Here is a 21,627-nt window from a genome sequence, read left to right as displayed (position 1 = left end):
AGTACTTTATGTAGCGTCCTCTGACCGTCCGAGGCGAGAAACGCCGGACGGCTTTTGGGAGGATCCATCGTGAGCATCATGACCAAGCTCGCCCTCGCGGCGAGCCTCGCTACTGCCTTGTCTTCCGCCGCCCTGGCCCAGGATATTTCCGGCAAGGTGGTGGGTTTTTCGCAGATCGGCTCGGAATCGGGCTGGCGCGCCGCCGAAACCTCGGTGACCCGCCAGGAAGCCGAAGCGCGCGGCGTCGACCTCAAATTCGCCGACGCTCAGCAGAAGCAGGAAAACCAGATCAAGGCCATTCGCGGCTTCATCGCCCAGGGTGTCGACGCCATTCTCATCGCCCCGGTGGTCGAGACCGGCTGGGACGAAGTGCTCGGCGAGGCCAAGGAAGCGGAAATTCCGGTGCTGCTGCTCGACCGCGGCATCGAGGCGCCGGAAGACCTCTATATGACCGCCGTGATGTCGGACCAGGTGCTGGAAGGCCGGGCAGCCGGCGAATGGCTGGTGAACAATGTCGGCGCGGATGAGTGCAAAGTGGTCGAATTGCAGGGCACGGTCGGCTCCAGCCCGGCCATCAACCGCAAGAAGGGCTTCGAAGAAGCCATTGCCGGCGCCGACAATATCTCCATCGTGCGCAGCCAGACCGGCGACTTCACCCGCTCCAAGGGCAAGGAAGTCATGGAGGGCTTCCTCAAGGCGGAAAATGGCGGTGCCGATCTCTGCGCGGTCTATGCGCATAATGACGATATGGCGGTGGGCGCCATTCAGGCGATCCGCGATGCCGGCCTCAAGCCGGGCACCGATATCCTCGTGCTCTCCATCGACGCCGTGCCGGACATCTTCACCGCCATCGCGGCCGGCGAGGCCAATGCCACGGTGGAATTGACGCCGAACATGGCCGGCCCGGCCTTCGACGCCCTGGCCGCCTATTGGGCCGATGGCACCGAGCCCGAGAAGTTCATCATCACCGAGTCCAAGCTCTATACTGCAGCCGACGATCCGTCCGGCGAATATGAGCGCCGCAAGGGCCTCGGATATTGATAAGATCGCCATGCAAGTGAATGGCCTCCCTCCCCCTTGAGGGGGAGGGAATGCCAGGCGATAGACCGGTGCGAACCGGCAGGGAGGGATAATGGGCGCAGATTATGCGCTGGAAGCGCGCGGGATCATCAAGGTCTTCGGCAATCATGTGGCGCTCGACAATATCAATTTCGGTCTGCGGGCCGGAGAAATCCATGCCCTGCTCGGCGAGAACGGCGCCGGCAAGTCCACCCTGATCAAGATTCTCACCGGGGCCTATCAGCCCGATGGCGGCACGGTGCTGGCCGGTGGCGCGCCGGTCAGCCTCGACAATCCGCAACAGGCGCAGAAGCACGGCATCGGCACCGTCTATCAGGAAGTGAACCTGGTGCCCAACAGGTCGGTGGCGGAGAACCTGTTTCTCGGCCACCAGCCGACAAGATTCGGGCTGGTCGACCGGCGCCGGATGGAGCGGGAATCGCGCGATGTCCTTCAGCGCTACGGGCTCGCCATCGATCCGGCCAGCGAATTGGGGGCCCATTCGGTGGCGGTGCAGCAGATCATCGCCATTGCCCGGGCGGTGGAATTGTCGGGCAAGGTGCTCATTCTCGACGAGCCGACGGCCAGCCTCGACCGCAACGAGGTCGAGCGCCTGTTCGAGATCATCCGCGATCTCAGGGCCAAAGGCCTCGCCATCATCTTCATCACCCATTTCCTCGAACAGGTCTTCGCGCTGGCCGACCGCGTGACCATCCTGCGCAATGGCAAGCTGGTGGAGACGCGGGCGCTGGACGACATGACCCGCACCGATGTGGTGCGGCTGATGCTGGGCAAGGACGTGGCCTTTTCCGGCGCGACGGGGCTTCAGGACGCGCGGCCGGTGGGCGAGGTGCTGCTGGACTTCAAATCCTATGGCCGCAAGCGCAGCGTGCATCCGTTCGACCTGACCATCCACAAGGGCGAGGTGGTCGGCGTGGCCGGGCTGCTCGGCTCGGGCCGCACCGAAATGGCCCGCATCATGTTCGGCGCCGACGCCGCCGATGAGGGCGAGGTGCATATGGATGGGCGGCCCATCGCCCTGGCCCGGCCCGGCGACGCCATTTCCCGCGGCTTCGGCTTCTGCCCGGAGGACCGTAAGGCCGAGGGAATTCTCGGCGATCTGTCCGTGCGCGAGAACATCATCATCGCCTTGCAGGGCAAGCTGGGCTGGTTCAGCGCCCTCAATCGCGACGAGCAGATGGACATTGCCGGCCGGTTCGGCGAGGCCATGGATATCCGCGCCGCCTCGCTCGACATGCCGGTCAAGCTGCTGTCCGGCGGCAACCAGCAGAAGGTGATCCTGTCGCGCTGGCTGGCGACGGACCCGATCTTCCTCATTCTCGACGAGCCGACGCGCGGCATCGATGTGGGCGCGCATGCCGAAATCGTGCGCACCATCAATCGCCTGCGCGACGAGGGGCTGGCGCTGGTGGTCATTTCCTCCGAACTCGATGAAGTCGTCGCCTATTCCTCGCGCATCGTGGTGATGCGCGACCGCGAATTGGTCGCCGAGCTTTCCGGCAAGGATATCAATCCCGGCGTCATCGTGCAGGCGATCGCCAATCATCACGAGGGTCCCGCTTCATGACGCGGCGCATTCTGACCCGGCTGGCCAATCCGCAATTGCTGGCGCTGGCCGGCGTGCTGTTGATCAACTGGATATTGTTTCCCAATTTCTTCCGCATCACCATCCAGGACGGTCGCCTGTTCGGCAGCCTGATCGACGTGCTCAATCGCGGGGCGCCGGTGGCGATCCTGGCCATCGGCATGGTCGGGGTCATCGCCACCAAGGGGGTGGACCTGTCGGTCGGCGCTGTCATGGCCATGGCCGGGGCGGTGGCGGCGACCATGGTGGTGGCCGGCTACCCGGCGCCGGTCGCCGTCGCCGCCGCTCTCAGTGTGGGCCTGCTCTGCGGCTTGTGGAACGGCTTCCTGGTGGCAGTACTCGATATCCAGCCAATCGTCGCCACGCTGGTGCTGATGGTGGCGGGACGCGGCATTGCCCAGCTCATCACCCAGGGTTTCATCGTCACCTTCAACGATCCGGTGCTGATCTTCATTGGCACGGGGTCGTTTCTCGGCCTGCCCATGGCGGTGGTGATCGCCATCGCGCTGTTGATCCTGGTGACGCTGCTGGTGCGGCGAACGGCCATCGGGCTGTTCATCGAGGCGGTGGGCGTCAATCGGGCGGCGGCGAGCCTTGCCGGCATCAGCAGTCGCATGCTGCTGATGCTGGTCTATGGACTGTCCGGTCTCTGCGCGGCGGTGGCGGGCATCATCGTCGCCGGGGACATCCGCGGCGCCGACGCCAATAATGCCGGGCTGTGGCTGGAGCTCGACGCCATTCTCGCGGTGGTCATCGGCGGCACTTCGCTGCTGGGCGGGCGCTTCTCGGTGCCGCTGGCGGTGATCGGCGCCATCATCATCCAGGCGATGAATACCGGCATCCTGGTCTCGGGCTTCCGGCCGGAATTCAACCTCATCGTCAAGGCGGGGCTGATTTTCCTCGTCCTGATCATCCAATCGCCGCTGGCGGGGAAGCTGTTCCCGGCCCGGTTGCGCCCCGTGGTCCAGGAGGCTGACAAATGAGCCGTTCCCTGCGCCCCCTTTTGGCCACGGCGGTGATCTTCATCATCGCCTATTCGCTGAGCGTCATGCAGTTTCCCGGCATGTTCTCGACGCGGGTATTGGGCAATTTCCTCACCGACAATGCGTTTCTGGGCATCGCCGCCGTCGGCATGACCTTCGTGATCCTGTCGGGGGGCATCGATCTCTCGGTCGGGGCGGTGATCGGGTTCACCGGCGTGCTCGTCGCGGTGCTGATCTCGTGGGCCGGTTTTCATCCCCTGTCGGCCTTCGCCGTCGCGCTGCTGGTGGCGGCCATTTTCGGCGGCGTCATGGGGATGGCGGTGCATTTCCTGCAAGTGCCGTCCTTCATCGTCACCCTGGCCGGCATGTTCCTGGCGCGGGGCGGCGCCTCGGTCATCACCCAGGATTCGGTGCCCATCAATCATGAATTCTACAGCTGGATTTCCAGCGTCATGATCCGCCTGCCGGGCGGCGGGCGGCTGAGTTTCATCGGGTTGAGCATGGTCGCCGTCTTCATCGTCGGGGCGCTTTTGGCGCACCGCACCAAATTCGGCTCCTATGTCTATGCGCTGGGCGGCAATCCGGTCTCGGCGTCGCTGATGGGGGTGCCGGTGGCCCGCACCACGATCAGCGTCTATATGCTGTCCAGCGTGCTGGCCGCCTTGGCGGGAATCGTCTTTTCGCTTTATACTTCGGCCGGCTATCCGCTGGCGGCGCTGGGCGTCGAGCTCGACGCGATCAGCGCGGTCGTCATCGGGGGAACGCTGCTCACCGGCGGTTATGGCTTCGTGCTCGGCACCTTTATCGGGGTCATGTTGCTCGGATTGGTGCAGACCTACATTATTTTTGACGGGACATTGTCCAGCTGGTGGACCAAAATCGTCATCGGTGTGCTGCTGTTCCTGTTCATCGTGTTGCAGCGGTTGATCTTTGCGGCCTCGGCACCGGGAGAAAAGGTGACCGAGAAGAGCTAGCATGATCGAAACAGGCAGCCTTATCCGCTCGTTGTCCGGGCGACGCGCTGCACGAAACTTCCACACCTTCGTCATCAACGAAATCGGCCAGGCAATCGTCACAGGCCAGTTTCCCATCGGGTCGGTGCTGGCGAGCGACGCGGTGATGATGGAGCGCTATGGCGTCTCGCGCACGGTTCTGCGCGAGGCGCTGAAGACGCTCGAGGCCAAGGGGCTGGTGGAAGCCCGCCCCAAAGTGGGCACTCGGGTTTCCCCGCGCAGCCGCTGGAACTTCTTCGATCCGCAGGTGCTGGCCTGGCATTTCGAGGCGGCGCCCGATCCGGCCTTCTATGAAAGCCTGTTCCGCGCCCGCGCCGTGCTGGAAGAGCCGATGATCGCGCTGGCGGCGCGGCACCGCACGGCCGAGCATGTGCGCCTGCTCAAATATTGGTGCCACCAGATGGAAACGGCCGGCGACAGCATCGAGCAGTTCGGCCTGGCCTGCCTGGAAGTGCATGGCATCATCGCCGACAGCGCCCAGGACATGCTGCTGCGTTCGGTGATCGGGGTGGTGGAACTGACGCTGGCCCTGGCGCTGACCCGGGACGGCGCGCTGTCCGGCGCCGCTTACCGCGCGCAATCGGCGGGCCTGTTCGCGGAGGTCACCGCCGCTGTCGAAGCGGGCGATGTCGAGGCGTCCGTGGCGCTGTTCGAAACCTGCAGGCTTCTGGATCGGCGGCAGGTTTATTGAGTCCGGTTCGACGTTGAACTTCGTGGCTATCCGTAGGATGCTTTCCGTATGGACGGGAGGCGCCATGACGGATAATGGCGGATTCGATGAGAGGTTCGGGCGCCCGATAGCGGCGGATGAGCATGTGGTGTTCGCCACTTCGCTGCTCGGGCTATACGGCCATCGCTGCGCCGTCACCGGGCGCGCATTCGCCCCGGCCGATATATTGCCGCATCCCGATCTGGACGTCATGCTGTTTCAGCCCCTGTCGCATCGCGGCCTGCTGGTTCCGGGCAATGCTCTGGTGGTGGAAATAGGGGCCGCCGACCTGCTGCGCCGGGGCGTGCTTATGATCAATGACGATTATGAAGCCTATATCGCGCGGCCCGAATTGCTCGATCCGCCCGGCAATGTGCCGCCGCCGCCGCGAAAGCTCCGCCTGCCGGCCGATCCGGCGCTCTGGCCCGACCGATCGGCATTGGCCTATCACCGCAGCCTGTTTCAGGTTCAATAAGCGGGGCTATTTTATCGGTGCGGGAACTTCGCTTTCGGCCGTCCGTTGCAGGTCCAGCGTCATCACTCATGCAATCGGAGCTGAAGACAAATGGCTGACAAGCAATTGGACGATCTTTTCCTCGATACGCTCAAGGACATCTATTACGCCGAGCGGCAGATTCTCAAAGCCCTGCCCAAAATGGCCAAGGCGGCCAGTTCCGAAGAGCTGCGCGCCGGCTTCGAGCAGCATCGCGCCGAGACCGAAATACATGTGGAGCGGCTGGAACAGGTGTTCGAACTGCTGGGCAAGGCCCCGCGCGGCAAGACTTGCGACGCCATCCTCGGCATTCTCGACGAGGGCAAGGAAATCATGGACGATTTCAAGGGCACTTCGGCGCTCGATGCGGGCCTGATTTCCGCCGCCCAGGCGGTCGAGCATTACGAGATCGCCCGTTACGGAACGCTGGCGACCTGGGCCAAGCAACTGGGCCACAAGGAAGCGCTCGACCTGTTCCTCACCACGCTCAAGGAAGAGGAAGCGACGGACGAGAAACTGACCATGCTGGCCAAGAGCTCGGTGAACTTGCAGGCCGCATGAGGCCGGAGCTTGCGACGGATTCAGAAAAAAGAACCCTCGCGTCGAGCGCGAGGGTGACGAGCGTGGTTTGGACTGATCGCGCCGGACCGCGCGAAGCGCGAGCGCAATTCAGTCCTTGGCGCGTTCGACGTAGGAATTGTCTTCGGTGAGGATGACGATGCGGGTGCCGGTGTCGATATGGGGAGGCACCATGACGCGCAGGCCGTTATTGAGCACGGCGGGCTTGTAGGACGAGGAGGCGGTCTGACCCTTGACCACCGGCTCGGTCTCGACGATCTCGAAGGTCAGGCGCTGCGGCAATTCCATGGAAAGCGCGATGCCCTCATGGGTCATCAGGTGCACCTTCATGCCATCGGTCAGATAGGCCTTCTGGTCGCCGACGATCTCGTCGGAGACGACGAGCTGCTCATAGGTTTCCGGCTCCATGAAGTGGTGGCCTTCGCCGTCGGAATAGAGATAATCATATTCGCGGTCGTCCACATCGGCCTTTTCGACCATTTCGACGGTGCGCCAGCGGCCGACCACCTTCACGCCATCGGAAATGCGGCGCATGGTGACGTTGGTCACCGAATTGCCCTTGCCGGGATGCACGTTTTCGGCGGTGAGGATGACGTGCAGATTGCCGTCCTGCTCGACGACATTGCCTTTCCGCAGCGAAGAGGCGATGACCTTGACCATAATTCTTCCTTGTCCGTATCGATGGCGCGGTTTAGAGGCAAGGCCATCCGCGCGCCGCACTATGTCCTGTCGAGCGCCCGATAAACCATTCTGTGCCTTTTCGCCAGACCACACGGCAAGAAACCCGTCATGACGGCATCCGCAACCTCGCCCTTCTGGCATCCCGAACGCCATGCCGACCGCCGGCCGGCGCTGCTGGCGCGCGCGCGCATCGACGCCGCCACGCGCCATTGGCTGGCCGAGCGGGACTTCCTCGTCATCGACCCGCCGGCCCTGCAGCGCTCGCCGGGCAACGAGACGCATCTGCATGCCTTCGGCACCAGCATGATCGGCAATGACGGGCGGGGGCAGGACATGTATCTGCACACCTCGCCGGAATTCACCATGAAGAAACTACTGGCGGCGGGGGAAAAATGCATTGCCAGCCTGCAGCATGTATGGCGCAATCGCGAGCGCAGCGCATTGCACCATCCCGAATTCACCATGCTCGAATTCTACCGGGCCGACGAGCCCTATGAGGCGGTCATCGCCGACAGCCTGGCGCTGATCCGGCTGGCGGCCGAAATTACCGGCATCGAAAACTTCCATTTCCGCGGCCGCGAATGCGATCCGCGCGCCGAAACCGAGCGCATCAGCGTCGCCGAGGCCTTCATGGCCCATGCCGGGATCGATCTGCTGGCGAGCATGGACGATAACGGGGTGCCGGATGGCGAGGCTCTGGCGGCACAGATGCAGGCGGCCGGCATGGCGGTGCCAGAGGATCGGAGCTGGAGCTATCTGTTCACCCAGATCCTGGTCGACAGGGTGGAGCCGCAATTGGGCAATGGGCGGGTGACGGTGCTGGACCGCTATCCGGCCTGCGAGGCGGCTTTGGCGCGGCGGGTGCCGGGCGACAGGCGGGTGGCGGAGCGCTTCGAAATCTATGCCGCCGGCGTGGAGCTGGCCAATGGCTTCGGCGAATTGACCGATGCGGCGGAGCAGCGCCAGCGGTTCGAGGCAGAAATGGCCGAGAAGCAGCGCCTTTATGGCGAGCGCTATCCGATAGACGAGGATTTCCTGGCGGCACTGGCCTTCATGCCGGAAGCGAGCGGGGTGGCCCTGGGCTTCGACCGGCTGGTCATGCTGGCGACCGGCGCCCAGCGGATCGAGGCGGTGCTGTGGGCGCCGGTGGCCGAATGAGCGTGTCCAAACCCCTCACCCGTCTCGGCCTGCAACCGATCCAGTCTCTCCCACAAGGGGAGAGGGGCGCTGGAGAAGGTGCCCGAAGGGCGGATGAGGGGGAGCGGTCCGTCAAGTCAGTCCATGGCCTTGTCTCTGCCGGCTTGGTGCGGTCGGATTCAGAGTCCGCTCTCGATGCCGTTGCGAAAAAATACGCCATCGGCATCACGCCGGCCATGCTCGAGCTGATCGATGCCAGCGATCCCGACGACCCCATTGCCCGCCAATTCGTGCCATCCCCCGAGGAATTGGCGACCACGCCCGACGAACGCGCCGACCCGATCGGCGATCTGGCCCATTCGCCGGTGGAAGGGATCGTGCATCGCTATCCCGACCGGGCGCTGCTCAAGGCGGTGCATGTCTGTCCGGTTTATTGCCGTTTCTGTTTCCGCCGGGAAATGGTGGGGCCGCAGGGCCTGGGTACGCTGACGCCGGCCGAGCTGGAGGCGGCCATCGCCTATATCGCGGCGCATGAGCAAATCTGGGAAGTCATCCTCACCGGCGGCGATCCGCTGGTGCTGTCGCCGCGCCGGCTGCGGGCGATCATGGAGAGGCTGGCCGGGATCGGCCATGTCAAAATCGTGCGCTTTCACACCCGGGTGCCGGTGGTGGAGCCGGAGCGGATCGATGCCGAGATGGTCGCGGCGCTGACAGCCAGCGGCAAGGTGACCTATCTGGCCGTCCATGCCAACCATCCGCGCGAGCTTACCCCGGCGGCGAAGCTGGCCTTTGCGCGAATGATCGATGGCGGCGTGGCGCTGGTCAGCCAGAGCGTGCTGCTCAAGGGCGTCAATGACGATGTCGAGACCTTGGCGGCGCTGATGCGCGGCTTCGTCGAAAACCGCATCAAGCCCTATTATCTGCACCATCCCGACCTGGCGCCCGGCACCGGCCATTTCCGCCTCGGTATCGAGGAAGGCCAGCAATTGGTGGCGGCGCTGCGCGGCCGTCTGTCCGGGCTGTGCCAGCCCACCTATGTGCTCGATATTCCCGGCGGCCACGGCAAGGCCGATATCGGCGCCGCCACGATTGCCGGCACCGATGGCTGCTTCACCATCCGCGACTGGCAGGGCGGCGAGCATCTGTATCCGCCGGGGTATTCGTAGACACCCTCTCGGATCGTTACCCGCGCGCTCGACGCGGGGGCTCTTGCGGTAGCGCCCACAACACAGCCCCCTTGCGTCAAGCGCGAGGGTGACGAGCGGATATGGGTGGAGGCCATCTCTCATAGACCTCATCCTGAGCTTGTCGAAGGACGAGGTCGGAGACCCAGTGGCCGCCTTCGACATGCTCAGCCGGCTCACATGAGCTCCAAGGGGTGTCGGGAGGAGAGGAGCAAGGAGCCGTGAAAAGCTCCTCAGCCTGCCGCCTCAATAATCGCGTTCGTAGAACACGCCGATGCTGGAATTGCCGTCCTGGCCGGCGGCGCCCTTGATGGTCAGATCGTCGGTGACGTCGAGATTGATCGTCACCCGGGACTGGCCATTGGCGCCGGCGGTGACGCCGAGATAGACATTGTCCTGGATATAGGTGCCGGCCTGGACGCCGACATTGCCTTCATCGTCGGTGACGATGTCGAGATCGGCGAGGCCCGCCGCGCCGCGCAGGCTGTCGACCAGGCCGCCGCCGCCACCGCCGCCGACCAGTTCGGCCGCCGCGGCGGCGAGCTGGGCCAATTGCAGCGGCGAGAGTTCGCCCATGGAGCGGTTGAAGATCAGCCGGCTCAGCACCTCGTCCTGCGGCAGGCTCGGATTGGAGCTGAAGGTTATGTCGGGCGCCGAGGCGCGGCCCGAGACGATGACGAAGACGGTGATGCCGTCGCCCTCGGTGCGGGCGACGAAATTGAGCTGCGGGTCGAGATCGCCGGTCAGGGTCACGGTGCCGGATTCGAAGATGACGCGCTGGCCGAGAATGGCCAGCCGGCCCCGCGTCAGCGAGAAGGCGCCGACCGGCTGGACGGCGCTGACCGGTCCGGTCAGCCGCACCGAACCGCCCACTTCCGCATCGAGCCCACGGCCCCGGATGAAGATCTGGTTGGGGGCATCGACATTGATGTCGAGCAGGAGGTTGGGACCGCTGCCGCCGGTCGACATGCCGGTACGCTCATTGATGCGGGCACGGTCGAGCGTCTGCTGTACCGGGGCCGGCGTGCGGGCATGCTGTACATCGATGAGCTGGGCGCCGCCGCCCAGGCTTTCCGGCACGGTGATATTGGCCTGCTCGACCAGCACATTGCCTGCCAGCAATGGCGAGCCGGTCAGATTGCCGGTCAGCGTCAGCCCGCCGGACAGGGTGGCGACGAAAATATCGCCATCGGCATAGCGCGCCGAATTGATGCTGAGCGACAGATTGGCGGGGAAGCCGTCGCCGAGGCCGATCGTGCCGGAGGCCGAGAGGCTGCCGCCGGTCGCCAGATTGGCCGACAGGCTTTCAACATTGGCATTGGTGCCGCTCAGCGCCACGCGGCCGGCAATATCGGTCAGGCGCAGATTGAGCTCGGGGTCGATATAGCCGGCGCCGCTGGTCGAGACGGTGCCGGAAAATTGCGGGTTGGACAGGGCGCCGCCGATATTGGCGTCGAAACTCACCGTGCCCGAAAGCTGCGCGCCGCGCTCGGCCACGAATTGATTGGCCAGCGCCAGCGGCGCCGAGCCATTGAGCGACAGCGCCAGGCCCGGCCCATCGAGCGGCACGCGGCCCGAGCCGGTGACGGACAGGCCGCCATTGCCATTGGCCGTCAGCGTATCGAGGGTAACGGCCCCGCCCGCATAGGAGCCGCTGGCCGCAACGGCGAGCGGCGCAATGCCGAACGGCGCGATGGCGCTGGCGCCGATGCCGCTGGCCCGCGCCTCGAAGCGCACCTGCGGATCGGCGGCGGCGCCGGACAGCGTGGCGCGTCCATTGACGATGCCCGACAGCCCCAGATCGGGCGCAATGGCATTGGCGATGGATAATGGCAGCTCGGAAATATCGACCACCATGTCGAGGACATTGCCCGCCGTGCCGCTGGCGGTGATGCTGCCTGAGCCGACATTGAAGCGGACGGCGTCGAGCGCCACGCTATCGCCGCTGACGGCGAGCGCGGTGGGGCTGGCGAGGCGCGCCGAGAGATCGCCCTGCACCAGATCGGCCCGGTCGAGCGCCAGCCGATAGCCATTTTCCACCGGGCTCAGCGAGCCGGCAATGTCGACATCCGTGCCGGTGGCCAGCGAGGCCTGCGCATCAAAGCTGGTCACATTGCCGTTCTGGCTGGCGCGGGCCGCGAGGCTGGTGACGCTGACGCCGCCGGCCAGCACATTGCTGGCCGTGGCCGTACCATCGATTACGGGAACGCCGAAAAGATCGGCAAGCCCGGCGGAAATATCGGCGCGGCCGACGCTGATATCGTTGATGACGAGATTGGCCGCATTGGCAGTGATGCCGGCGCCCTGCCGGCCATTTTGCGGCGTGAGCTCGACGGCGGCATTGAGCGTGCCGGAGGCATCGGCCAGCAGCAGCGCCGCCGCCAGCGATATATCGGGGGCAGCGACATCCAGCCGGCCTTGCAGCAGGCCGGTTTCCACCGCGCGCGTCACCTCGCCGGAAATGCGGGTCCCGGCGATTTCGAGACCGATGCCGGACAGCGCCTGTTGCGCGTCGTCGGCTGTAAAATGCGTGTTGAGCGTCGCCCGATATCCGTCGAGCATGGCGAGGCCGGTGACATCGCCGGCAATGCTGCCGTCGAGCAGGCTGGCGGCGACGCCGACCTTGGCGTCCCGCAGATCGCGACCGCTCAGCGTGCCGCTGGGCACCTCGGCGTCGAGCAACAGCATGAGCGGCGCTTCGGCGGCCTCGGAGCGGGCTGAGCCGCGTACGGTCAGGGCTCCGCTCGCCTCGTCCGAAAGCAGGCCGAGATCGCGGAGATCGAGCGCGATGTTGAAATCCGAAACCGCGCTGGCATAGCTGCCATCGGCCCGGAACTGCACCTGTTCATTGGCGATGGAGAAGTCATCGGCGGTGATGCCGGCCGTCGTCCGCGCCAGGCGGCCGGACAGGGTGACATCGCCCTCGAGCAGCGCGTCGACGGTCGGATCATCGACGCTGAGATCGGTGCCGATGCCATCGAAAACCAGGTCGAAGCCGCCGCTGACCGGCATGATGCGGCCATTGGCGGCCAGGGTCAGCGCCCCGGCGAGCGAGCGGCCCGCCAGAGCGGAAAACGGCGCGATATTGCCGGTTTCGATTCCGATGCGGCCATCGAAATCGGTGCCGTCGATGAGGCCCGACAGGCCGGCGGTCAGCGCCTCGCCGACGACGCGGAATTCGGCAAGCTGGATGGGCTCGCCCGCATTCCACAGCCCGGCCAGGCCCAGCCCGACGCTATCGCCCAGGGCAGCCTCGATGCCCGGATCGGCGCTGATGCCGGAGAGGGTCCCATCGCCATTGAAGGTGACCATGCGGTTGGCCGGATCGTCGAGATTGCTGGCCACCCCGCCGATGGCGAGGCCGAAGCTCTGCGCCGCAAAGCCAGCGGTGGTGAAGCCGTCGATATCGAGCCCGGCATGCCATTCCTCGCTCGCCCCGGCGCCGAACTGCACCGTAAGCTGCGCCGCTTGCAGGCGCGTGGCGCTGCCGGCCACCGGCAGGGTGACCAGGCCGCCCGCTGGATCGGCGATCTGGGCGGAAAGCTCGAGCCGCGAGAGGAAATTGTCCGCCGTGGTCGTGGCATTGGCCGAGAGCGCCAATTGCCCGCCGCTGAGCGTGAGATTGGAAATCTCGATGCCGCCGCCATCGCGCAGCAGCGCATTGGCGGTCAGCCGGGTGTCGGCGCCGAAAAAGGGACGATAGGGCGCGGCCATCAGCGTCGACAGCGGCCCGCCCAGATCGGCGGCAATGGCAAAGCCGTCCGGCTGCTGGGCGATCCGGGCCGTGCCGGCCAGGGCCTCGCGCTCATCGGCGAGCAGGCGCATCTCCGCCGTCAGGTCGGCCACCGGCCCCGCGCCTTCCAGCGTCAGGGTCATGGCCGGGCGGCCGTCGATATTGAGCAGATTGGCCATCACGCCATTGGGCGGCTCGACCAGCGCCAGGCTCAGATCGATAGCATTGCCCTCGCGCCGATAGGAGACGTCGAGGTCCAGATTGCCGCCCGGACCGTCGAGACGCTCGATATCGAGCACCGCATCGAGATTGCCGCCTTCCAGCGACATCGAGCCGGAAAGCGAGATTTCCGAGCCCAGGCCGAACACGCTTTCGCCGAAGGTGACGCTGGGCACCGACAATTCGCCCAGCTGGATGGCGACGGGAAATTCGGGGATTTCGAACGCGCCGGCTTCGGGCGGCGGCAGGTCCACCGCGCCTTCGACGGGCACGGCATTGCGGATATAATCCACGGATTCGGCGGTGAGCGAGCGCACGTCCAGCCGCCCGGTGAACAGGGCGGCCTGGTTCCAGTTGAGGCTGGCATTGCTGACGCGCAGCCACACGCCCTCGGCATCGGAAATGGTGATTTCGCGGATGGAAACGTCCGAGCCGAGAATGCCGTCGATATTGGAGAGGCGAATCTGCCGCTCGGGCGTCGACAACTGGCCTTCGACGAAACTGGTCAGCCAGTCCTTCTGCTCTTCATTGTTCAGGTCCTGCGCCACCAGCGCCACCGGCACGGCGGCGGGGACCAGCAGGAGGGCGGCGAGCAACAGGGTCTTGCGGGAAGGGCGACGCATCAGAAAGCCTGTCCGATACCGGCATAGATGGCATAATCCGCATCGCCCGGCCGCTTGTTGAGCGGCACGGCCACATCCAGCCGCAGCGGGCCGAAGCCCGTATAATAGCGAATGCCGAGGCCGGCGCCGAGGCGCAGGTCCTCGAGGCCGGGGAAGACGTCGGCGGCCACATAGCCGCCATCGACGAAGCCGACGACGCCGATATCTTCGGTGACCTTGGCCCGCGCCTCCAGCGAGGCTTCGAGCAGATAGCGCCCGCCGGTTACAGTGCCCGAGCCGTCATCGACGCCGATGGACTTGAAAGCATAGCCGCGCACCGAGCCGCCGCCACCGGCAAAGAACAGCTTGTCGGGCGGAATTTCGCTGAGTTCCGGCCCGAGCAGGGCGCCGGCCTTGAGCCGGCCGGCCAGCACGAAGGGATCGTCCTCGCCGAAGCCGAAATAGGTGCGCCCCTCGGCCTCGACGCGCAGGCCGGTATTGCCATAGATGAAATCGTAATAGGGCTCGACATTGGCGGCCGCGTACCAGCCCTCGGTGGGATCGACCGAGCTGTCGCGCCCGTCGAAGATCACCCCGGCATAGATGCCGGCCGTGGCGAAGTCGCGGGTGCCGAAATCGTCATCGAACCGGGCGCGCTTGAAGGTCGCGCCGCCCTCGAAGGTCACTTCGTCCGAGAAGAACCAGGAGAGGCCGAGGCGGCCGGCAGCCGAGGTTTCGGTATAGGTCGGATAGATGGTGCGCTCGGCCGAAACGGCAGCCACCAGGTCGACGTCGGGATGATAGAAGCCCGGCTTGGTGAAGGTGCCGCCGGCAAAATAGTCGAACTGCGCCGTGTCGATCGGCCAGGCAATGCTGGCAATGCGCGCATCGAGCCGCAGCCGTTCGGCCTGCCCGAACAGGTTGCGCCACAAATGATAGCCTTCGAGGCCCAGCCCGTCGATCGTGGAATAGGTGGCGCCGAGGCCGAAGCGGCGGCCGGGCAATTCCTCGACCAGCAATTCATAGGGCAGGAGGCCATCGGCGCCGATGGACTGGGCCGCCTCGAACCGGGCCGAACGGAACACTTCCAGCCGGTCCAGCCGCTTCTGGGCGCGGCGAACATCGTCGGGGTCATATTCCTGGCCCACGACCAGGCCGGTCTGCTGGGCGACGAATTCCGGATTCATGTCCCGCGTGCCTGAGACCGTCACCGGCCCGAAGGCCGCATGGCGGCCGGGATTGACCACGATGGTCGCATCGACGCTGTTGGTGGCATGGTCGGCGATGACATCGCGCGAGACGATTTCAGCCTTGGCATAGCCCAGTTGCCGCCAGGCTTCGAGCGCCAATTGCTCGGCCCTGGCGATCACCGCCGAGCGGGCAATTTCCCCGGCTCCGAAACCGCGCATCACCGGCAGGTCGACCTGATCGCCACGATCGGAGGTCGGCGGCGCCTGGTTGACGATATTGACATTTGCGAAGCGGAACAGCGGCCCGGCGGTGACGGCGATAGTGACGTCCACCGGATCGGGCAGGTTGGTATCGGGCGGCAGATTGGCCGCTTCGACCCCACCGATGCGGATGCTGATCGAGCCGCCATAATGGCCTTCGCCATAGAGCGCGGCGAGCAGGCGGCGATAATCGCCCCTGGCCTTGGCGATCAGCCCGGCGGCCCCCGATGCGGGCTCGTCCTGATCGGCGAGCAATGCCGAAGCATTGCGCAGGGCCGTTTCCACCGAACCGCCTTCGCTGGCGGTGAAGGTGACATTATAGGGCTGAGGGTCGACGATCACCGCTTCCGCGTCGCGGTCAGCCTGATCCTCGAAGAATTTGATGCCGAAGAGTTCGAAGGCATGCAGCGGCGGCGCGAGGGCAAAACTCGCCATCGCGATGCACAAGGCGCCAAAACTCGTTACCAGACGCGCACTTTGCAGTGGTCTATTCCCGCCCATTTACGCTTCAACCAATATAGGGCCGAAGCCGATCATTGCCGCATGGGCGGAAAGATTCCGTTAAGCCTTCCCCGGCCCCACCTGCATCCGCCCAAATGGCGAAGATTTCGTGGCGAGTTTAGGGCCGACAGGCCGGCAGCACTACCCTTGAAGCCAAATTTGTTCCGATTTGGCGGGCGGATCGTGGCGGATGGGCAACGGATTTGCCTCTACCTATTCTCCCGTGCGGGACGCTGCCCGCAGGACGAATGGACTATTCGACCACTCTCGGGTCCACATCCTTGCCGTAATCGACGCCGCCGACCCCGAAGCCGAAGAGCTTCAGGAATTCCTCGCGATATTTCGGCAGGTCGGCCAGCGCGGGCAGGGTTTCGGTGGTGAGTTCGCCCCAGCGTCGGGTCAGCTCGGCCTGCATCGGCGCGGACAATTCCCAATCGTCGACGCGGATGCGGTTTTCCGCATCGAGCTTGAGCTCGCCCTGGAGTTTGTCGCGGAACAGGCGGTCGATCTGGTGGATGGGGCCTTCGCCAAGGCCCATTTCGTCCTCGACCTTGATCAGCAGCGTGCCATAGAGCGGCACGACGGGGATGGCGGAGCTGGCCTGGGTCACCACGGCCTTGAGCGCCACGACATGGGCGGCGTGATCGCCATGGGCGGCGCGGATGGCGGCGGCGGCGCGGTCGAGATCGGCCTTGGCCTTGCCCAGCGTGCCCTTGTGATAGATGGGCCAGGTCAATTCGCTGCCCAGATAGGTGTAATTGAGCGTCTGGAAGCCGTCGGCCAGCACGCCGGCATCGGCCAGGGCCTTGATCCAGAGTTCCCAATCCTCGCCGCCCATCACCTTGACGGTGGCGGCGGCTTCTTCTTCGGTCGCCGGTTCGACGGTGATTTCAGAGACTTCGCCGGTCGCGGTATTGAGCGTCTTGGAGGTCACCTGGCTGCCATAGGGCTTGATCGCCGAGCGATAGGTGACGCCGTCCTTGGGATCGGTGCGGACCGGGGAGGCCAGCGAATAGACCACGAGATCGACCTGGCCGAGCTCGGCCTTGATGGCGGCAATCGTCTCGGCCTTGACCGCGTCGGAGAACGCGTCGCCCTCGATGGTGACGGCCTTGCGGCCGGCGGCGCGAGCGCGGTTTTCGAAGGCGCGGTTATTGTACCAGCCGGCCGAGGCGGGCTTGGTCTCGCCCGGCTCGCGCTCGAAGGAGACCCCGATCGTGTCCGCATCGCTGCCGAAAGTGGTGACGATGCGCGAGGCGAGGCCATAGCCGGTCGAGCAGCCAAGCACCAGGACCCGCTTCCTCTCCGAAGCAATGGGCCCCTTGATCGCCACATGATCGATCTGGCGCTGCACATTGGTGGCGCAGCCAGTGGGATGGGCGGTGGTGCAAATGAAGCCGCGAATCTTGGGCTCGATAATCATGGGATTTTCTCCTCGACTTGAGAGAAGCCAATAGCGGCATTGGCCGGCAAGTTCCAGCCGCCGCGTGCGCTTTTACCCGCCGGACCGATAGCGGTTCGGGCCTATTCGCCGCGATAGATGTCGAAGGGACCGATGGCCTGGGTCGTCGCCATCAACTGGATCTTGTTGACGTTCACATGTTCGGGCAGCGTGGTCGCCCAGAAGATGGATTCGGCGATATCCTCGGCAGTCATCGCCTTGGCATCGGCATAGACATTACCGGCCTTGCCCTCGTCGCCCTTGAAGCGGACCAGCGAGAATTCGGTTTCGGTCAGGCCCGGCTCGATATTGGTGACGCGCACCTTCTTGCCTTGCAGGTCGGAGCGGATGGCGAGGGCGAAATGCTTCACGAAAGCCTTGGTGGCGGCATAGACCGAGCCGCCGGGATAGGCGAATTCGCCGGCCACCGAGCCTAGGGTCACCACATGGCCGCCGCCGCGGGCGATCATGCCGGGCAATAGCAGGCGCACCGTATAGACCAGGCCCGAAACATTGGTGTCGATCATGGTCTGCCAATCGTCGAGATCGGTCTCGGCCGCCGGTTGCAGGCCCAGCGCCAGCCCGGCATTGGCGAGCACGATATTGATGGCGTCGAAGGGCGCGGGGATGGCGGCGATGGCCGCCTGCATGGCGGCGCGGTCGCGCACATCGAGCGGAATGACATGGCAATTGTCGTGGCCCAGCTCGTCGCGCAGCTCCAGCAGGCGATCCTCGCGGCGACCCGTCGCGATCACCTTGCCGCCGGCGGCGACATAGCGGCGCGCGGCGGCGGCGCCGAACCCGGACGTGGCGCCGGTGATGAAGACGATGAAGCGGCTGGGATCGAGCAGCTGGTACATGATAGGTCCTGCGGGGTGATCATAAGAGTGAGAACAGGGTGGACCGCTGGCTTCGCTTCCGTCAACCTTTCCAAAGTTTAATCCGCCCTAACGACAGCTAACGTGAATTTCGGGGGCCAAGGGAGTAGTTTGGCCGTGGAATTCCGTTCGAGGTAGGTTTGTGAAGCGATTTGGCAGATTTCTGATTATCCTGGCGGTGCTGGGCGCCGGCGCGGCTGCCGGCTGGTGGTATTTCTATGGCCAGACCCAGGCCAGGACCGTGCCCAATACGGTGTCGGTAGGCCTGGGGGATATCGAAACCACCGTGCTGGCCTCGGGCGTATTGGAGGCCAGCGCGCTGGTCAGCGTCGGCGCCGAAGTGTCCGGCACCATCAATGGGGTGCATGTGGCGCTGGGCGACGACGTCAAGCGGGGCGACCTGCTGGTGGAAATCGACAGCCTCAATCAGGTGAATGCCGTCAAATCCGCCGAAGCGGCTTTGGCCGGCATCCAGGCCCAGAAGCGCAATCAGGAAGCCAATCTGGCCAAGGCGCAATCCACCCTGTCGCGACAGCAGCAATTGAGCGCCAATAGCCTGATCTCGCAGACCGACCTGGAAGCGGCGCAATTGGCCGTCGAGCAGGCACAGGCGCAGATCGATCAGCTCGACGCGCAGATCGCCCAGGCCGAGCTGACGGTCGAATCGGCGCGGCTCAATCTCTCGCGTACGCAGATCGTGGCGCCCACCGATGGCACCGTGGTGGCTTTGCTGGTCGATGAAGGCCAGACGCTGAACGCCAATTCGGCGACGCCCACCGTCGCCAAGATCGCCAATCTCGACACCATGGTGATCCGCGCCGAAATCTCCGAGGCCGATGTGGTCAAGGTCTCGCCGGGCCAGCGGGTCTATTTCACCATTCTGGGCGAACCGAACAACCAGATCGAGGCGACGCTGCGCGAGGTCGAGCCGGCGCCGACCTCGATCGCCAGCGACACCGCCGCCTCGGGCAATGCCGTCTATTATAACGGCCTGTTCGACGTGCCCAATCCCGAACACAGGCTGCGCATTTCCATGACCGCCTCGGTGACCATCGTGCTCGATGAAGCGCGCAATGTGCTGACCCTGCCATCGGCGCTGGTGTCGCGGCGCGGGCCGGATGGTGGCGCCATGGTCATGGTCTATGACGAACAGACCGAGGAAATGCGCCAGGCGCGGGTCGAGATCGGCCTCAACAACAATATTTCCGCCGAAATCAAATCCGGCCTCAGCGAGGGCGACCTGGTGGTCAACAGCACCGGGGCGCAATTGACCGGCGGCCCGGGCGCTCCCGGCGGCGGCGGTTTCGGCGGGGGACGCGGTGGCGGCGGCATGATGATGCGCGGAATGGGCGGATGAACCAGGCCGCACCGATCCGCTCCGACAGTGCCGCGCCGGCCCGGCCGGCCAGCGCGCCGATCATTGCCATTCGCGGGCTGGTGCGGCGGTTCCAGGCCGGCGGGGAGAGCGTCGACATCCTCAAGGCGGTGGATCTCGATATCCATCGCGGCGAGATGGTGGCCATTATCGGCCAGTCGGGCTCGGGCAAATCGACCCTGATGAACATCCTGGGATGCCTCGACCGGGCCAGCGAGGGAGTGTACGAATTTGCCGGCAAGGATGTCGGCACGCTCGACGCCGACGAGCTGGCGGCTTTGCGGCGCGAGCATTTCGGCTTCATCTTCCAGCGCTATCAATTGCTGCCCGATCTCGATGCGGTCGAGAATGTCGAAGTGCCCGCCGTCTATGCCGGCGTGGTGCCGGCGGCGCGGCGGGAGCGGGCGATTGCGCTCTTGACCCGGCTAGGGCTGGGCGACCGGCTCGACCATCGCCCCAATGCCCTGTCAGGCGGCCAGCAGCAGCGGGTCAGCGTGGCGCGGGCGCTGATGAATGGCGGCGAGGTCATTCTGGCGGACGAGCCGACCGGGGCGCTGGATTCGCGCTCCGGCAAGGAATTGATGGCGCTGCTGCGCGAGCTGCACGCCGATGGCCACACCATCATCCTCGTGACCCATGACCCGCTGATCGCCGCGCAGGCGGAGCGCGTCATCGAGATTTCCGATGGCGAAATCATCGCCGACCGGATGAATACCGAATCCACCCAAGCGGTGAAGGCCCCGGTCAGCGTCAAGCAGGCCGCCTCATGGCGCCGCGGCTTCGACCGCATGGGCGAAGCGCTGAACATGGCCCTGCGCGCCATGGGCGCCCACAAGCTGCGCACCTTCCTGACCATGCTGGGCATCATTATCGGCATTGCCTCGGTGGTGGCGGTGGTGGCTTTGGGGCAGGGCAGCCAGCAGGCGGTGCTGGAGAATATTTCCTCCATCGGCACCAATACGATCAACGTCTATCCCGGCTCCGGCTTCGGCGATATGCGCTCGGGCCGGGTCCGCACCCTCAAGCCGTCCGACGCCGAGGCGCTGGCCGAGGAGCCCTATGCCGACAGCGTCACCCCGCAGGTCTCCGCCAGTGCCACGGCGCGCTATCGCAATACCGCCTCCAATGCCTCGATCACCGGCGTCGGCGTCGACTATTTCCAGGTCAATGGCCGCAGCTTCACCGCCGGCTCCGGCTTCACCCCGGAGAGCATCGACGCCCAGGCGCAGGAAGCGGTCATCGACCAGAACGCGGTCGATGCCATCTTCACCGACGGGCAGGACCCGATCGGCGAGGTGATCATGCTGAGCAATGTGCCGGTCCGGGTCATCGGCGTGGTGGCGACCAGCAGCGGTTTCGGGCCGGGCGGCAACAATGCCAATGTCTATATGCCCTATACTTCGGCGATGAGCCGGGTTCTGGGCCAGTCCTATCTCAGCCAGATCACCGTGCGCATCGCCGACGATTACGATACCAGCGAGGCGGAAGCGGCGATCACCGCGCTGATGGTGCAATTGCATGGCGGCACCCAGGATTTCTTCCTGCAGAACACCGATACGATCCGCGAGACCATTCAATCCACCTCGGCGACGCTGGCCGTGCTGATTTCCACCATCGCCATCATCTCGCTGGTGGTGGGCGGCATCGGGGTGATGAATATCATGCTGGTCTCGGTCAGCGAGCGCACCAAGGAGATCGGCATCCGCATGGCGGTGGGCGCGCGGCGCAGCGACATCATGCGGCAATTCCTCATCGAGGCGGTGCTGGTGTGCTTTGCCGGCGGGGCGGCAGGCGTGGCGCTGAGCTTCGCCCTGGGCTACGGGCTCACCGCCATCGTGCCGGGGGCGCGGCTGGCCTATTCGACCGAATCGATCGTCCTGGCCATTTTCTCGGCCAGCCTGATCGGCGTGGTCTTCGGCTTCATGCCGGCCCGCTCGGCGGCGCGGCTCGATCCGGTCGAGGCGCTGGCGCGGGAATAGGGGG

At 65.2% G+C, this 21,627-nt stretch carries 16 protein-coding genes; 11 read left to right on the top strand and 5 right to left on the bottom strand.

The window, feature by feature from the left end:
* Positions 1 to 78: 78 nt before the first annotated feature.
* The 7 genes from ytfQ to O9Z70_RS10870 all read left to right on the top strand — a co-directional run bounded on the left by ytfQ (position 79) and on the right by O9Z70_RS10870 (position 6,424).
* Positions 79 to 1,041, top strand: coding sequence for a galactofuranose ABC transporter, galactofuranose-binding protein YtfQ (gene ytfQ / locus O9Z70_RS10900; protein ID WP_502870196.1), 963 nt, complete (start codon positions 79 to 81; stop codon positions 1,039 to 1,041).
* Between the two features lie 91 nt (positions 1,042 to 1,132).
* A complete protein-coding gene (locus O9Z70_RS10895) occupies positions 1,133 to 2,647 on the top strand; it encodes a sugar ABC transporter ATP-binding protein (RefSeq protein ID WP_286018845.1) in 1,515 nt (504 codons plus the stop codon).
* Positions 2,644 to 3,648: an ABC transporter permease gene (locus tag O9Z70_RS10890; protein WP_286018844.1), complete on the top strand. Its 1,005-nt coding sequence runs from the start codon at positions 2,644 to 2,646 to the stop codon at positions 3,646 to 3,648. Before O9Z70_RS10895 ends, O9Z70_RS10890 begins: the two co-directional genes overlap by 4 nt.
* Complete coding sequence (gene yjfF / locus O9Z70_RS10885) at positions 3,645 to 4,622, top strand: galactofuranose ABC transporter, permease protein YjfF (RefSeq protein ID WP_286018843.1); 978 nt, start codon at positions 3,645 to 3,647, stop codon at positions 4,620 to 4,622. The genes O9Z70_RS10890 and yjfF overlap by 4 nt, the downstream gene beginning before the upstream one ends.
* A 1-nt stretch (position 4,623) precedes the next feature.
* Complete coding sequence (locus O9Z70_RS10880; RefSeq protein WP_286018842.1) at positions 4,624 to 5,352, top strand: FadR/GntR family transcriptional regulator; 729 nt, start codon at positions 4,624 to 4,626, stop codon at positions 5,350 to 5,352.
* A gap of 64 nt (positions 5,353 to 5,416) precedes the next feature.
* Entirely contained in the window at positions 5,417 to 5,845 is a 429-nt protein-coding gene (locus O9Z70_RS10875) for a hypothetical protein (protein WP_286018841.1), read from the top strand.
* Positions 5,846 to 5,935: 90 nt separating this feature from the next.
* Positions 5,936 to 6,424: a YciE/YciF ferroxidase family protein gene (locus tag O9Z70_RS10870; protein ID WP_286018840.1), complete on the top strand. Its 489-nt coding sequence runs from the start codon at positions 5,936 to 5,938 to the stop codon at positions 6,422 to 6,424.
* A gap of 108 nt (positions 6,425 to 6,532) precedes the next feature.
* Here O9Z70_RS10870 and efp read toward each other — a convergent pair whose 3' ends face one another.
* The gene (gene efp, locus O9Z70_RS10865; RefSeq protein WP_286018839.1) at positions 6,533 to 7,102 is read right to left on the bottom strand and encodes an elongation factor P; all 570 of its coding nucleotides are present in this window, start codon (positions 7,100 to 7,102) and stop codon (positions 6,533 to 6,535) included.
* Positions 7,103 to 7,231: 129 nt separating this feature from the next.
* Between efp and epmA the strand changes: the two genes are divergently transcribed.
* Positions 7,232 to 8,281, top strand: coding sequence for an EF-P lysine aminoacylase EpmA (gene epmA, locus O9Z70_RS10860; RefSeq protein ID WP_286018838.1), 1,050 nt, complete (start codon positions 7,232 to 7,234; stop codon positions 8,279 to 8,281).
* 146 nt (positions 8,282 to 8,427) lie between these two features.
* Positions 8,428 to 9,426 carry a lysine-2,3-aminomutase-like protein gene (locus tag O9Z70_RS10855; protein ID WP_502870125.1) on the top strand — a complete coding sequence of 333 codons (999 nt, stop codon included), beginning with the start codon at positions 8,428 to 8,430 and terminating at the stop codon, positions 9,424 to 9,426.
* Positions 9,427 to 9,690: 264 nt separating this feature from the next.
* On the opposite strand, the gene O9Z70_RS10850 is transcribed toward O9Z70_RS10855, so the two are convergent.
* From O9Z70_RS10850 to O9Z70_RS10835, 4 genes are all read right to left on the bottom strand, one after another.
* Complete coding sequence (locus O9Z70_RS10850) at positions 9,691 to 14,019, bottom strand: translocation/assembly module TamB domain-containing protein (protein ID WP_286018837.1); 4,329 nt, start codon at positions 14,017 to 14,019, stop codon at positions 9,691 to 9,693.
* The gene (locus O9Z70_RS10845; protein WP_286018836.1) at positions 14,019 to 15,884 is read right to left on the bottom strand and encodes an autotransporter assembly complex protein TamA; all 1,866 of its coding nucleotides are present in this window, start codon (positions 15,882 to 15,884) and stop codon (positions 14,019 to 14,021) included. Before O9Z70_RS10845 ends, O9Z70_RS10850 begins: the two co-directional genes overlap by 1 nt.
* Before the next feature lie 319 nt (positions 15,885 to 16,203).
* Entirely contained in the window at positions 16,204 to 17,373 is a 1,170-nt protein-coding gene (fabV, locus tag O9Z70_RS10840) for an enoyl-ACP reductase FabV (RefSeq protein WP_286018835.1), read from the bottom strand.
* A 101-nt stretch (positions 17,374 to 17,474) separates the two neighbouring features.
* On the bottom strand, positions 17,475 to 18,251 hold the full coding sequence (locus tag O9Z70_RS10835; protein WP_286018834.1) for an SDR family NAD(P)-dependent oxidoreductase: 777 nt from the start codon (positions 18,249 to 18,251) through the stop codon (positions 17,475 to 17,477).
* A 160-nt stretch (positions 18,252 to 18,411) separates the two neighbouring features.
* Here O9Z70_RS10835 and O9Z70_RS10830 point away from each other — a divergent pair, with 160 nt between their 5' ends.
* Together O9Z70_RS10830 and O9Z70_RS10825 are read left to right on the top strand one after the other, a co-directional pair.
* Entirely contained in the window at positions 18,412 to 19,626 is a 1,215-nt protein-coding gene (locus tag O9Z70_RS10830) for an efflux RND transporter periplasmic adaptor subunit (protein WP_286018833.1), read from the top strand.
* Complete coding sequence (locus tag O9Z70_RS10825; RefSeq protein WP_286018832.1) at positions 19,623 to 21,623, top strand: MacB family efflux pump subunit; 2,001 nt, start codon at positions 19,623 to 19,625, stop codon at positions 21,621 to 21,623. The genes O9Z70_RS10830 and O9Z70_RS10825 overlap by 4 nt, the downstream gene beginning before the upstream one ends.
* Positions 21,624 to 21,627: the final 4 nt, after the last annotated feature.

Origin of the sequence: Devosia sp. YIM 151766 (genome assembly GCF_030285925.1) — a bacterium.
Classification (GTDB): Bacteria; Pseudomonadota; Alphaproteobacteria; order Rhizobiales; family Devosiaceae; genus Devosia.
This window is presented reverse-complemented; position numbering and strand designations above follow the sequence as displayed.

Coding starts and splice junctions, on each gene's coding strand:
- O9Z70_RS10870 (WP_286018840.1), top strand. CDS start 5,936: ATGGCTGACAAGCAATTGGACGATCTTTTCCTCGATACGCTCAAGGAC.
- O9Z70_RS10880 (WP_286018842.1), top strand. CDS start 4,624: ATGATCGAAACAGGCAGCCTTATCCGCTCGTTGTCCGGGCGACGCGCT.
- O9Z70_RS10890 (WP_286018844.1), top strand. CDS start 2,644: ATGACGCGGCGCATTCTGACCCGGCTGGCCAATCCGCAATTGCTGGCG.
- O9Z70_RS10875 (WP_286018841.1), top strand. CDS start 5,417: ATGACGGATAATGGCGGATTCGATGAGAGGTTCGGGCGCCCGATAGCG.
- ytfQ (WP_502870196.1), top strand. CDS start 79: ATGACCAAGCTCGCCCTCGCGGCGAGCCTCGCTACTGCCTTGTCTTCC.
- O9Z70_RS10895 (WP_286018845.1), top strand. CDS start 1,133: ATGGGCGCAGATTATGCGCTGGAAGCGCGCGGGATCATCAAGGTCTTC.
- O9Z70_RS10825 (WP_286018832.1), top strand. CDS start 19,623: ATGAACCAGGCCGCACCGATCCGCTCCGACAGTGCCGCGCCGGCCCGG.
- yjfF (WP_286018843.1), top strand. CDS start 3,645: ATGAGCCGTTCCCTGCGCCCCCTTTTGGCCACGGCGGTGATCTTCATC.
- O9Z70_RS10845 (WP_286018836.1), bottom strand. CDS start 15,884: ATGGCGAGTTTTGCCCTCGCGCCGCCGCTGCATGCCTTCGAACTCTTC.
- O9Z70_RS10850 (WP_286018837.1), bottom strand. CDS start 14,019: ATGCGTCGCCCTTCCCGCAAGACCCTGTTGCTCGCCGCCCTCCTGCTG.
- epmA (WP_286018838.1), top strand. CDS start 7,232: ATGACGGCATCCGCAACCTCGCCCTTCTGGCATCCCGAACGCCATGCC.
- fabV (WP_286018835.1), bottom strand. CDS start 17,373: ATGATTATCGAGCCCAAGATTCGCGGCTTCATTTGCACCACCGCCCAT.
- O9Z70_RS10835 (WP_286018834.1), bottom strand. CDS start 18,251: ATGTACCAGCTGCTCGATCCCAGCCGCTTCATCGTCTTCATCACCGGC.
- efp (WP_286018839.1), bottom strand. CDS start 7,102: ATGGTCAAGGTCATCGCCTCTTCGCTGCGGAAAGGCAATGTCGTCGAG.